The sequence below is a fragment of the Planktothrix sp. genome (assembly GCF_046067725.1).
Taxonomy (GTDB): Bacteria; Cyanobacteriota; Cyanobacteriia; order Cyanobacteriales; family Microcoleaceae; genus Planktothrix.
Genome location: NZ_JBJUDF010000001.1, coordinates 1 through 12,705 on the forward strand (window position 1 = coordinate 1; position 12,705 = coordinate 12,705).

Sequence of the window (12,705 nt, forward strand, 5' to 3'; positions counted from 1 at the left end):
CTGAAGATTATGAAACCGCTAAATTGTGGTTATTAGAGGATGAATATGAACCCATTCAAGGCAGGTTGTTGTCGGATGAGTGGGTTTGATAAAGGTTGAGTTCTTGGATGAGTTAAAAATGAAAATTTATAAGCTAGATAAGTTGATCCTATTAAAGATCTGCGTCCAGTATGTCCAAATTGTCATGCTATGATACATAGAAAAAATCCACCTTTTACTATAGAAGAAATCAAAAATTTACTTATATTAAGTAATTCAATTCTTGATTAATAATAGTTTCAATTTCTTGAGCTTCATCAATAAGATTTAGTGAACAGTGCGATCGCTTGTTGGAAGGAGAGTGGGAGATTTGACATGGGGGAAAAATGCGATCGCTTCTTAGAAACCGGGTTTCTCGAAGAAACCCGGTTTCTGTTTGTAATGGAGGTTTATTCATCTCCATAAAATTCATCTAAAATAGAATTAATCTGATTAACGCCAATATCTTCCTGTTCAGATTTACTGTAAATCGTTAACAGTAAAACAGAAGTTGGAGATTCAACACAATAAATTAACCGATAACCTCCGCTTTTGCCTTTTTGAATATTACTATTTTTAACCCTGACTTTGTAAATAAAATAATTGATCCCAAATCCTTGTAAGCGATCGCCCAAGAAATTACCCTTTTGTAATTCTATAATAATCGGTTCAACATCAGCACGAATTCTGCGATATTTTTTTGATAACCGATATAACTCATTTTCAAATTCATTGGCAAATCTGATAGAAATTGCAGGAGAATGATTATTAGTCATCGATTCTCTCCCATAATTCAGATAAAGGTCGGGTTTGTCCTGTTTTCATTTCGTGTAACGCTCGTCTTAAACTGGCTTTAATGTCTTCCACAGGGGTATCATCAGGATTAGATTCAGATTCATCCTGGGGAGAAACTAAAACAATCACTTTCACCCGACTCGGTGTATTAATATCAAGGTGATGATCTAAAATTAATTGTCCGTTTTCATCAACGGTTCCCATAACTTCAAATGCTTGCATGATCAAATCTCCATAAAGGGTTAAGCTAATTTTATCATAGCAGATTGTAGTTAATTAGAGTCAAAAATAAAATGTGATCGCTCTTTAAAAATCTAATTTCAATGAATATTAATATTTGAAATATTCCCAATGTTCTAAAACTATATAAACTTCTGAATATTTGCGACTGATACTTGATTTTCAGGTACGGTATCATAACTTTTACATTTTTCCTGTTTCCAATTTCCTGTTGCTTGTTCCCCTTGGCTGCATTTTTTATTTCCTATAAATTAACTTTTTTGAGCAACTTCTGTTGAACGCCTTCCCTTCGGTTACGATCAAGTTTAAAATAAACCCTGGAAGGAGGAGCATCATGTTGGAACTGTTACAAATCCTAATTCAGATTGTTCAACCCTTTTTTGTGCCGATTTGCCTTGTTTTGGCTTGGGGATTCTTGATTGTGATAGTTTGGAGTTTGGGTGCTGCTATTCAGGATACGGTGCGACAAACCAAAAAAATGCACCAGATTCCCTGTGCTGATTGTGTTTTCTTTACAGGGAACTATCACCTCAAATGTCCAGTCCAACCGAAAATCGCCTTATCTGAAGCCGCTATCAACTGTCCCGACTACAGCAGCCGAAATCTAACATCGACGCGATGATTGGCAATCAAGATCCAGAAATTCCTCTCTCAATTCAGATCAAGGGAAATTTCAAGCGGATCAGGATCGGTTACGCTTGGGAATTTGTCACATAGAATAGAAAAGTAAGTTTCAAGGTCGCTGAAATTAAACCTTTGGAGCGGCTGACGGGTGTAATAAATTATGGGGCAAAAGCTCAGACAATCAAGAACACTCAGGCAAGTAGTATCAATTGCTATCATAGGTTTGATAGTATTGGGGCTGATTGCTTATGTTGCTCAAAGTGTTTCGGTATTTACAGTGTTCATACCGATTGTTTCCGTATTCGTGGCTTTGTTCAGTTTTGTAATGGCTTGGATTTATTATCAAAATTTGCAACAGTTCAAACAGGAAAAAGCTTCTTTAGAGAGGTTATTGCAGACGACGAAAGAAACATTTCAGCGAGAAACAGATAATCTAAAACAAGAACTTAAAATAGCACAGGAAAAATATAGTTCCGTTGAAGCTAAAAATAAACTTTTACAGCAGATGAATCATCGAAAGGATGATTTCCTTAGACAAACATCCCATGAGTTAAGAACGCCAATGAATGGGATTATTGGTTCCTTACAAATCTTATTAGATGATTTATGTGATGATGACGAGGAAGAACGAGAGCTTCTACAACAAGCTCATCATTCTTCTCTACATTTATTAACATTAATCAATCAAGTTTTAGATTTAGCGCGAATTGAAGAAGGTCGAGTTTCATTTGATATTAAGACGATTGATTTACACGCCAGTTTAACAGCAGCCATCTATTTACAGTTTTCTAATATTCGTCAAAAAGGATTACAACTCTATAAACAAGACTATCCTCACCGCATTCAAGTTAAAGCAGATCCAACCAAACTTAAACAAGTTTTGATTAATATTATCGGGAATGCTATTAAATTTACAGACCGAGGGAGTATTTCAATTAACACTGAAATTCGCTCCATTCCTCATTCTAAAACTCAAGATAGTGAAGAAATGGCTGTTATTATTATTAAAGATACTGGAATCGGGATTTCACCTCAAATTCAAGAAAAATTATTTCAACCGTTTGTTGTTGAAGATGAAAGCCGAATCCAAGCATTAGGAAGTACCGGATTAGGATTGGTCATTTCAAAAAATTTACTGGAAATGATGGGAGGTAAAATTTTCTTAACCAGTCCCGGTAAAAATCAAGGAACAATCGTTGAAATCTTTTTACCTTTAAGTGATGAAGAAACAAGCAGTTTAGATTTTACCGCATAAACTACCCTAAAGAAGTGGGGTAAAAGAGAAAGGAAGAGGTTAATAATTGTTGCGGTTCAATATTTTCTAAAAATCCAATAATTTGACCCGTCGCTTGAACTTCAATTAACGTTCCTCCACCCAGGGTGCGCTCAATACTTGGAAATAATCCTTTCACCGCTTGAGGGGTAATTGAGATTAAATTCAGTTGAGCAAAGGAAGGAACACCACTAACAACAATGACATCTTCTCCTGGGGTAAAATCTGTAATAACATCCGCATTTTGGGGAATAAAACCCGATGCTGAACCTGTATTTTCTGACTCAATTGAACGAACTGCAAAGTGATCAATTCCGAATCCTCCTGTTAACTGATTCACTCCTTTATCACCCGCAAGAGAATCATTTCCGGCTGAACCTAAAAGGGTATCATTTCCTTGTCCTCCATAAACAGAATCATCTCCATTTCCCCCATTAATATAATCTTTACCTAAATTTCCTTGGATAATATCATTACTATTTAAACCGATTAAAGAATCATTTCCTTTCCCTCCAAATAAACTATCATTTCCAGCCCCACCTGATAGGGTATCTGCTTCTTCTAAGCCATAAATTATAAATTCAAAAGGTGCAATCAAGGGATCAACTTCAATATAATCGGGGCCAGTTGTTCCAATATATTCACCTTTTCTATTAACATCTTTATTGGTAATTGTAATTTTATTAACTCCAACTAAGGAGGTTGTACTCCCTGTGGACATTTCGACAGGTTGAAGGTTAGATGGGGATGAAAAATTTGGTTGCAGGGTCATAAATCCAATCTCCTGGGTAATGAAGCTGAAAGAAATCACTCTGTTTCAAAAGTACCAATTATCCTACTACAAAAAAAGTGAAAATGGCAACAAGCTGTAAGTGATATAAGTTCCCCCTTAGATTCACAAAATCAGAAACTGAAAACCGAAAACAGGTTAGGGTTTTAGTTCGGGTTTAATTGAAGTGACAATATCGGGTTTAAATGCCGATATAATTAACATTATTGTTAACTCAAAATTTGCATAAATTTTTCTAAATGATCAATTTTATTTGGCTTTTCCTATTTTTCTCTGTTTAGGTGAGGTTAGGCAGCAAGAATATGCTGGACAAATAGATGTTAAGATTTAAGGAATAGTCGGGACTCGCGTTTGCCAATGAATCCAGAATCCACGCTCAATCAGCTTAAAGCCTCCCTTCCAGATGGTCAACTGCCTTCTAGCTATGGTGTCTATTTCAAGAATACGCTAGTTGCGTTATGTCATGCACTCGAAGATCACATTTTGCAAAATAGTGATGCAGCCACCGAGCAACAACCTCTAGTCTTAGTCACATTTCAGCAGGGAAAATGGTATCTTCAAGAAGCCGATCGTTATTTTGAGATTGTTCAATCTTGCCGCCATGTTGTCATTAGTGCCGTTGGAGATAGTGGATTTTCAACTCATCGAACTGGACAATTAGACAATGTTTCTTTAGTTAATTTAGACCCGTCTGATAGTTTGGTGATGGAGTGGAATTTAATTATTCTAGCTCCCAGTTATACCTCAATGGTATTGTGTCATGAATTAATGCCTGATGAATATCCGGCTCATAACAAACCTAACCTTGATACAGAACGTAAATTTTACGGTTTATGGACATTTGATCAAAAATTAGTTCGGGAATCTGCCCGAATTTTAATTGAGCGTTTTCGACCCTATAATGCTGAATTAGCAGACCGTTTATTGCAACAACATCAGGAAATTATAGCAACACCTTATCATCAAGTTTCTGACTTAACTGGAGTCGTGTCTCGAATTGTCAGTTATTTACAATCTTCTCAACAAGAACTGATTACCATTAATCGTCAAAATCGAGAATTTTGGGAATTAGAAGGACAAGCTAAACGAGTCAGTCGTAATATTACGGCTAATAAATTACAAGCATTCTTAAGAATGGCACAACGGATTGATGAACGAGATCAAAATAACCCTTGTGCTTCCTTACAAGTCGCCGCATTATCAGAAACAATTGGACAAATTTTAGATCTACCTACGGTAACGTTAAGGCGGTTACGATTAGCTGGATTATTATATCGCATTGGGTTATCTTCTGCACCGGATGAAGTGTTTACTCAAAGTCCAGAAGAAATGGATGATGCAACTCGAAAGTTTTGGTCAGAACGCGCTTTAATTGGGGCAAGATTATTAGAGTCAATGCCAGAATTAGGAATCGTTCGAGATGTCGTCGCTCATCAGTTAGAATATTGGGATGGCAGTGGAAAACCTGATGGACAAAAAGCAGAAGAAATTAATATTAAAGCTCGAATTTTAGGGTTAGTCGCTTATTTCCAAAGCTTAACTCACTCCAGAGGAAAACGTCACGCCCACAGCTTAACAGAAGCCATCGAAAAATGTCAGGAGTTGAGTGGAACTCGGTTTGACCCGGCATTAGTTGAATCCTTGAAAAATGTTGTAAAATTAGCTGAAATTGGGTTAATGCAATTGCCAACTCAACCCAGTCAATTACCCAACGTCTGGTTAGAGGAAGCGTTAAGCTCTAAATCAAAATCCCAAAAAGAATCTAAAGTTTAACAGGTTTAAATCATCACTTTTTATCACTATGACTCAATCCCCATCTGTTGATCTCAATGCTATTAAGCGAGGAACGATTAAAGACCTCAGTAATATTAATTTATCCGGTGTGAATTTATCAGGAGCCCATTTAGCTGAGGTCAATTTATCCGGTGCTAATTTATCCGGTGCTCAACTTCGAGCTAACTTAAGAGGGGCTGATTTATCCGGGGCTAATTTGCAAGGAGCAGACCTCAGAAATGCCGACTTAAGAGGCGCAATTCTGATCAATGCAGAACTACAAGAAGCGAGTTTTATCGGCGCATTTTTAACGGGAGCAACCTGTGGAAATTTAGAGTTAAGTGGGGTTGATTTCAGAGGGGCTGATTTACGCGGCGTGAATTTATCCCAAGGAATTTTATGTCAAGCGGATTTAAGAAATACGAATTTATCAGGAGCAGATTTATCTCAAGCTGATTTAGAAGAAGCTAATTTATCCGGTGCGATTCTTCGAGGAACAAATTTAGAACGCGCGAATTTACTTTGTGCCATTCTTGAACAAACTGTATTTTTAGGTGTTATTTTAGACGGTGCTTGTTTGGAAGGAACAACGTTAGGAAGCAATCAATTGAATTTCTAATAGAACACAGGGATTGATTTTAATGATGTTGTCTAGGAGTGCCTGCTTTAAGGGTAATAAAGTATCAGAATTAAAACAAAAATTAGGTTGAAAGTGATGATTCAAACGACTACTCCAAAGTTAACATTAGAGGAATTTCTGCAACAACCAGAAACCAAACCTGCCCAAGAATTTATTAATGGTCAAATTAGACCCAAACCCATGCCCCAAGGTGAACATAGTTTAATTCAAGGGAAACTTTGCGAGGTGATTAATGCCGTTGTTGAACCTCACAAAATTGCCTATGCGTTTCCTGAATTACGCTGTAGTTTTGGGGGAAATGCAATTGTTCCTGATGTTGTTGTATTCCGATGGGAAAGAATTCCTCGCACATCTTCGGGGCGAATTGCTAACCGCTTCGAGGTTCATCCTGATTGGTCAATTGAAATTTTATCCCCAGAACAAAGTCAAACCAAAGTTTTAGGAAATTTGCTGCATTGTTCCCAAAATGGCACGGAATTAGGATGGTTAATTGACCCCGATGAAGAAACGGTTTTAATTGTATTGCCTGACCAACGGGTACAACTTTTACGAGGAGATACTTCCTTACCGATTTTAACAGGAATTCAGTTAAAGTTAACCGTTAATCAAATTTTTGAATGGTTGATTATTTAATCAGTCACTCGATTTGAAAGCTATATTGACCAAGCCTTCTCAGTCTGGGAGTTGCCTGTGATCGCTAAAAGCAGGGGTAATGTTATAGGGGTCAAGGCTGCCATCAGGGAAGGACAAGCGCTCAAGAATTCTCACGGGTTGACCATTTCCGGTAAAAATAACCCGTAGTTTAACTTTCAGCTATCTCTCCGATAAGCATTACTAATTTTTACAAAACTTCATAAAAAGTTATAATAGGGAAGTCGGCTAGCGAGCATAGGAATGGTACAGGCTTTGTTTGGAAGCACTTCTTTTCAGACTCAAAGTGGCGATCGCCTCGTCAGCAAGGTTGTCGGGACTGCGATCGCGGCTTTGTTCAAGCGTTCTGAAAAAATTGAAGCCAACGTTCGGGCGGAACCTGTAGCCAAGCTATTGCAGGGAAGCGTCGATGGTTTTGATTTCATCGGAAACGGGATGCTGATGTACAATGGCCTCCGTATTGCTGTCATGGAACTCTATGTGCAAGCGGTGTCTATTGATTTCAGCGCCATTTTTACAGGTCAAGTGAAGTTACGACAACCCACTCAAGCGAGTCTGCGGGTGGTGTTAACCGAGGAAGACTTAACGGACTCCTTTAATACCCCGTTTGTGGTCGAAAAACTTCAGCGCCTTCAATATCAGGGAGAACCCTTAAAGTTTACGAAAACTTTAATGACCATTACCCCTGAAAAAGCCCTGCGAATTCAATCAGAAATTCTCCTGGGAAATTCACAGGAACCTGTTCAAGTTGATTTTACAACTCAAGTGGAGGTGCAAGACCGTCAAAAAATCCGATTTGTCGATGTTCAATATAGCGGAAATCAGGAAGCCATTAACCTGAGTCAAGCTTTAGTCAACCATGTTAATGATTTATTAGATCTTGACAAATTCGCTTTAGATGGAACCCAATTAAGGGTAGATCGACTCCGAATTCAAAACAATTCTCTGATTTTTTATGGGTCAGCCCAGATCAACCAATTTCCGAAAGGGAAAAAAAGCTAAATCGTTGTTTATTGACCGTTAAAATCTGATTGACGGAGGAGAGTTGTTAAATCAAATCGGTTTGAATTTGAAGTCGGGAAAAGCAACCGTTCTTCCCGACTTTCATCTCGAAACGATCTGGATTAGCTGAAAGAAGTAAGGATAAACCAATCACAATTACTCTGCAAAGTCACTTTTAATTCAGAGAATTGTCAACCCAAATTAACCTATTAATTTTGGATTTAATTATTGTCATCCTCTGCATTAACTTGAGGAACATAGTCCGGTCTTTCTTTATCTTCCCAACCGGGGGGACGTTTGGAATTGTACCAAGCAATTGATCCAATACTGACCGCCGCAATAAATCCGACGATGAGTACAGCAATGGGAATCCAAAGAGTATTACTTTGCATAATGGCGATTTTTTCCTGAATTTAATGATAGCTTAACGATCATTTCATTTTTCGTTAATTAAAATATTAACATAATTTCCAGAGCGAAAGCCACCTCTGGCAAAGGGTTGTCCATCTGTAAACCAACCCCTTCAATCAATGAGTGGGGTAATCTTCCAATTTCCTTACAGGAGAATCTTGATCATGCCTTTTTGGGTTCTCATCTTCCTGTTAGTCGGTAGCTTGAGTTTAGGAACATTACCTTTAACGGGTTGGGTGGTGCAACTATTATCAGGAAAAAAATTATCGCAATTAGGAACGGGAAATATTAGCGTCTCGGCTGCATTTTATTTAGGCGGAAAACAAGCGGGAATTGTCGCTGTGATCCTCGAAATCGCACGGGGAATTGTTCCGGTTATTGCTGCCAATATTTTATTCCCAAATGCTCCGGTTTGGCAAATTGTTAGTTTAATTTTATTAGTCGCAGGACGATATTTTATTGCGAAAGGAGGAGGCGTTACCAATGCAACTTGGGGAATATTAGTGTATTCTCCAATCATTGCTATCAGTAGCGGAATTACAGGATTATTAATCTGGCGTTTTAGCTATTTATTATTACCGATTTCTAAATCTGCATCTCGACTTTGGGCATCCCGGCTAGGATGTTTAAGTGCAGTATTTTGGGTCTGGTTTTGGCATCAACACCCTCAATATCCTCCCTTATCTCCTTGGGAATTAATTGCAGTTTTGGTGTTGGCTTTTGAATTAGTAATGATTAATTTATCTCAAAAAGATGATGTAGGATTGTATATGAAACAACAAGTTTTTAACTTAAAAGATAAACTCGATATTCAACAATGTGGTGAAAAAGCAACCCGATTAAGTGAATTAAAACGGGCAGGCTTTAAAGTTCCGTTAGGGTGGGTTTTACCTGCTATTAACCATTTAGAAGATATTAATATTCCTTTTAAAAAACCAATCCAATTAACCAATTATCCCTTAATTGTACGTTCTTCCGCCTTGGGAGAAGATAGTAATATTTCATCAGCAGCAGGACAATATCAAACTATTGGCCCTATTTATTCTCCAGCAGAATTACAACCTGCCATTATTCAATGTCGTCAATCTTATTGGACGCCTGAAGCGATTTCCTATCGTCAAAATCAACACCTTCCTGATGCTGGAATTGCCGTATTAATTCAACCTTATTTAGCCAGTGAAGTTGCAGGCGTCATGTTTACTCGTAACCCCTTAGATGGCGGTTCACAAATTATTATTGAAGCCTTACAAGGAGGCGCCGAATTGGTGGTTGGCGGTCAATTTACTCCCGTCCATTTAGAAATCGAAATTAATACCCCCATTGAGCAATTAAAACTTCCGACAATTTTACCCAAAACAGTAATTTTAGAATTAGTTAAACTCGCCCAAGACATCGAAACTTTTTATCAAGGTATCCCCCAAGATATTGAATGGTCTTGGGATGGAGTCAAAGTGTGGATTTTGCAAACTCGTCCCATTACTAATTTACACCCTATTTGGACAAGAACCATCGCCGCAGAAGTGATTCCTGGGGTCATTCCTCCCTTAACCTGGTCAATTAATCGCCCCTTAACCTGTGGCATTTGGGGTGAACTCTTCACCTTAGTTTTAGGAAAAAAAGTTTCCCATTTAGATTTTAAACAAACGGCTACCTTATTCGGTTCTCACGCCTATTTTAACGCTACTTTATTAGGAGAAATCTTTACGTTAATGGGATTACCGAAACAGGGGTTAGAGTTTTTAGTAAGAGGACAAAAAATGGGAAAACCTCCCCTTCGTAAACTCTTCCCTTCATTACCTGGTTTATGGCGACTCATTCAACGAGAACGACATTTAGATCAAGATTTTCAACAAGATTTAGAACAGCTATTTTTACCGACATTACAACAGTTAGAATCTCATCAATCCCTCGAATCTCTAACTTTAACTCAACTCTTAGAACAAGCTGAAACTATACAAACAACATTAAAATCAGCCACTTACTATAATATTATTGCTCCCATTGGGTTAGCCATTCGTCGAACTCTATTTAAAGTTTCTGATGCTTGGATACCCACCCATACCGCCCCAGAAGTAGCCTCAATGCAAGCGTTACAAACTCTAGCAGATCAAATTAGAGAAACCTTTACAAAAACCGAACCCATTACTCATCAATCTTTTGAACAAAAACTAACAGAAAATCAGCAATTTTATCAAAAATTTGAAACTTGGTTACAAACCTACGGCTATTTAAGTGAAGTGGGAACAGATATTTCAGTTCCCAATTGGTTAGAACAACCAGAAATATTCAAAGAAATGCTATTTAAAATCGTTAGAAATACAAACTACCGCATGGAAAATTTAAGCGTTTCTAATTTAAATCGATGGGAACAATGGCGACAAGCTCAATGTTATGAACGCACGTTAACCAAAAGCAAAATTGCTGAAGTTTATGGGAAACTTTTAGCGCATTTACGATGGACAATCTTGGCAATAGAATCCCAAGCTATTACTCAGAGACTATTAGAAAATTCGGGAGATATTTTTTATTTAGAATGGGATGAAGTCAAAGCTTGGATAGAACAGAATACTGAACCGGATTTTATTCCTAAAGTTCATCAACGTCGGAAAATTTTTGAAGAAGATAGCGGTCGCACCGTTCCCCCCGTTGTTTATGGTAATATTTTACCAAAACCTCGGTTACAAACTATTCAAAATGCTGCAATTTTACAAGGAATTCCTGCTAGTATTGGGACGGTGGAAGGAATCGTAAAAATTTGTCGTAGTTTAACCAATATTATTGATCAAACCGAGGATAAAATTCTGGTTGTTCCCTACACCGATGCCGGATGGTCGCCGATTTTATTAACAGCAAAAGCCATTATTTCTGAAGTTGGTGGACAACTTTCTCATGGTGCAATTATCGCGCGGGAATATGGTATCCCTGCGGTAATGAATATTCAAGGTGCAACGACTTATTTAAAAGACGGTCAGCGAGTGCGCGTTGATGGTTATCAAGGAACTGTTGAAATTTTGGAGGGTAGAGAATAAAGAAGGAATGAAATACACAAGAAACAAGAGAGAAAAAGCCGATAACTATGCTGATGCCCTATGATCACCTATTTTATTACTAACAAAAGATGGGGCTTGTTGACAATAGTGCTACCCTTCCGTATTATTGTATACTTATTCTCTTTGAGGAACTAGAATACTTGAGGTATTATTGCTGAACCGGAACCGATTAAAAAATTGATAAGTCGAGAAAATCCTCCTTGCAGGTTCTGGTTTTCTCCCCTTCTATCCTGTTCTTTCACGCACCAAAAATTGCTCCTGTGAAAAAAGTTATCATTGATTACAGATTTATATTATAAGATTGTGTTAAATCAGTAGATAAAATCATCCCAGGGGTTATCGGTAATTGAACAACAGAGCAAACCCATCGCCTCGAAACATACGGTTAATGTATTTAACTTTCTTTTCAACGAACTAAGATTTGAGTAAAGTGACTATGAATCAATCTCAACACTGTTTAGGTAAAGTCTATCTTGTTGGTGCAGGGCCAGGAGATCCCGGCTTATTAACCATTAAAGGAAAAACCTTATTAGAATTTGCAGATGTCGTCATTTATGATGCTTTAGTTAGTCCTCAAATCTTAGAGTTAATTAACCCTCAAGCGGAAAAAATTCATGCGGGAAAACGACGAGGACGACACTCATTATTACAAGAAGAAACCACTCAACTGTTAATAGAAAAGGCTCAAAATCATGCCATTGTAGTGCGGTTAAAAGGAGGAGATCCGTTTATTTTTGGTCGCGGTGGTGAAGAAATGGAAGATTTAATTCAAGCGGGTGTTCCGGTTGAAGTTGTGCCCGGAATTACTTCAGGAATTGCAGCACCAGCTTATGCAGGAATTCCTTTAACCCATCGAGATCATAGTTCATCTATTACCTTTGTAACGGGTCATGAAACCGCCGGAAAATATCGACCTTCTGTGAATTGGGAAGCGATCGCTAAAGGTTCAGAAACCATCGTAATTTATATGGGAGTTCACAATTTACCTTATATTATTCAACAGTTAACTCAGGCTGGACAGTCCCCAGAAACCCCTGTGGCGTTAATTCGTTGGGGAACTCGACCGGATCAAGAAGAGTTAATTGCAACCTTAGAAACCATTGTTCAAAAAGTAGAAGAAACCGGTTTTGAAGCCCCTGCGATCGCTGTAATTGGTTCCGTTGTGAATTTTAAATCTCGTTTGAATTTGTAGACTCGAAATAGCTTTTTTGTTACCCTTTCATCTCATCCATCCTACCTCAAAAAAGGAGAAATATCTTAATCAGAATATCGGCTTTTATGTTCAGGATTGATTCCGAAGATCTTGAGCTTTTAAATACATCTTTGTCCATTCAGTTTGAATTTGAGTGACTTTAACCTTTAAAGCTTTTGCAATGGTTTCTAAGGTTTCCCCCGCTTTTAAACGTTCCAAAATTTCCTGTTGGGTCGGGGTTAAACC

The 12,705-nt window shown here is 37.9% G+C and carries 13 protein-coding genes; 8 read left to right on the plus strand and 5 right to left on the minus strand.

Annotation, left to right across the window (positions count from 1 at the left end):
- Positions 1 to 241: 241 nt before the first annotated feature.
- The 3 genes from ACKPEB_RS00005 to ACKPEB_RS00015 are packed head-to-tail and all read right to left on the minus strand — an operon-like array spanning position 242 to position 1,035.
- On the minus strand, positions 242 to 436 hold the full coding sequence (locus tag ACKPEB_RS00005; RefSeq protein WP_408962702.1) for a hypothetical protein: 195 nt from the start codon (positions 434 to 436) through the stop codon (positions 242 to 244).
- Positions 429 to 794 carry a type II toxin-antitoxin system RelE family toxin gene (locus ACKPEB_RS00010; protein WP_408962703.1) on the minus strand — a complete coding sequence of 122 codons (366 nt, stop codon included), beginning with the start codon at positions 792 to 794 and terminating at the stop codon, positions 429 to 431. Before ACKPEB_RS00010 ends, ACKPEB_RS00005 begins: the two co-directional genes overlap by 8 nt.
- Positions 787 to 1,035, minus strand: a complete 249-nt coding sequence (locus ACKPEB_RS00015) for a hypothetical protein (RefSeq protein WP_408962704.1) — start codon at positions 1,033 to 1,035, stop codon at positions 787 to 789. The genes ACKPEB_RS00010 and ACKPEB_RS00015 overlap by 8 nt, the downstream gene beginning before the upstream one ends.
- A 352-nt stretch (positions 1,036 to 1,387) precedes the next feature.
- Between ACKPEB_RS00015 and ACKPEB_RS00020 the strand changes: the two genes are divergently transcribed.
- Together ACKPEB_RS00020 and ACKPEB_RS00025 are read left to right on the plus strand one after the other, a co-directional pair.
- Positions 1,388 to 1,675, plus strand: coding sequence for a hypothetical protein (locus ACKPEB_RS00020; protein WP_408962705.1), 288 nt, complete (start codon positions 1,388 to 1,390; stop codon positions 1,673 to 1,675).
- Positions 1,676 to 2,002: 327 nt separating this feature from the next.
- Positions 2,003 to 2,932: a sensor histidine kinase gene (locus ACKPEB_RS00025; RefSeq protein WP_408962706.1), complete on the plus strand. Its 930-nt coding sequence runs from the start codon at positions 2,003 to 2,005 to the stop codon at positions 2,930 to 2,932.
- 1 nt (position 2,933) lies between these two features.
- Here the strand turns inward: ACKPEB_RS00025 and ACKPEB_RS00030 are convergent, their stop codons facing one another.
- A complete protein-coding gene (locus tag ACKPEB_RS00030) occupies positions 2,934 to 3,722 on the minus strand; it encodes a calcium-binding protein (RefSeq protein ID WP_408962707.1) in 789 nt (262 codons plus the stop codon).
- A gap of 375 nt (positions 3,723 to 4,097) precedes the next feature.
- Between ACKPEB_RS00030 and ACKPEB_RS00035 the strand changes: the two genes are divergently transcribed.
- From ACKPEB_RS00035 to ACKPEB_RS00050, 4 genes are all read left to right on the plus strand, one after another.
- Complete coding sequence (locus tag ACKPEB_RS00035; RefSeq protein ID WP_408962708.1) at positions 4,098 to 5,513, plus strand: DICT sensory domain-containing protein; 1,416 nt, start codon at positions 4,098 to 4,100, stop codon at positions 5,511 to 5,513.
- Positions 5,514 to 5,541: 28 nt separating this feature from the next.
- Entirely contained in the window at positions 5,542 to 6,132 is a 591-nt protein-coding gene (locus tag ACKPEB_RS00040; RefSeq protein ID WP_408962709.1) for a pentapeptide repeat-containing protein, read from the plus strand.
- A gap of 96 nt (positions 6,133 to 6,228) precedes the next feature.
- Positions 6,229 to 6,786: a Uma2 family endonuclease gene (locus tag ACKPEB_RS00045; RefSeq protein ID WP_408962710.1), complete on the plus strand. Its 558-nt coding sequence runs from the start codon at positions 6,229 to 6,231 to the stop codon at positions 6,784 to 6,786.
- Between the two features lie 261 nt (positions 6,787 to 7,047).
- Entirely contained in the window at positions 7,048 to 7,806 is a 759-nt protein-coding gene (locus tag ACKPEB_RS00050) for a DUF2993 domain-containing protein (RefSeq protein WP_408962711.1), read from the plus strand.
- A 221-nt stretch (positions 7,807 to 8,027) separates the two neighbouring features.
- Here the strand turns inward: ACKPEB_RS00050 and psb35 are convergent, their stop codons facing one another.
- On the minus strand, positions 8,028 to 8,198 hold the full coding sequence (gene psb35 / locus ACKPEB_RS00055) for a photosystem II assembly protein Psb35 (protein ID WP_408962712.1): 171 nt from the start codon (positions 8,196 to 8,198) through the stop codon (positions 8,028 to 8,030).
- 183 nt (positions 8,199 to 8,381) lie between these two features.
- Here psb35 and ACKPEB_RS00060 point away from each other — a divergent pair, with 183 nt between their 5' ends.
- Both ACKPEB_RS00060 and cobA read left to right on the plus strand, forming a co-directional pair.
- Entirely contained in the window at positions 8,382 to 11,246 is a 2,865-nt protein-coding gene (locus tag ACKPEB_RS00060) for a glycerol-3-phosphate acyltransferase (RefSeq protein WP_408962713.1), read from the plus strand.
- A 457-nt stretch (positions 11,247 to 11,703) separates the two neighbouring features.
- Positions 11,704 to 12,459, plus strand: coding sequence for a uroporphyrinogen-III C-methyltransferase (gene cobA / locus ACKPEB_RS00065; protein WP_408962714.1), 756 nt, complete (start codon positions 11,704 to 11,706; stop codon positions 12,457 to 12,459).
- Positions 12,460 to 12,705 lie beyond the last annotated feature (246 nt).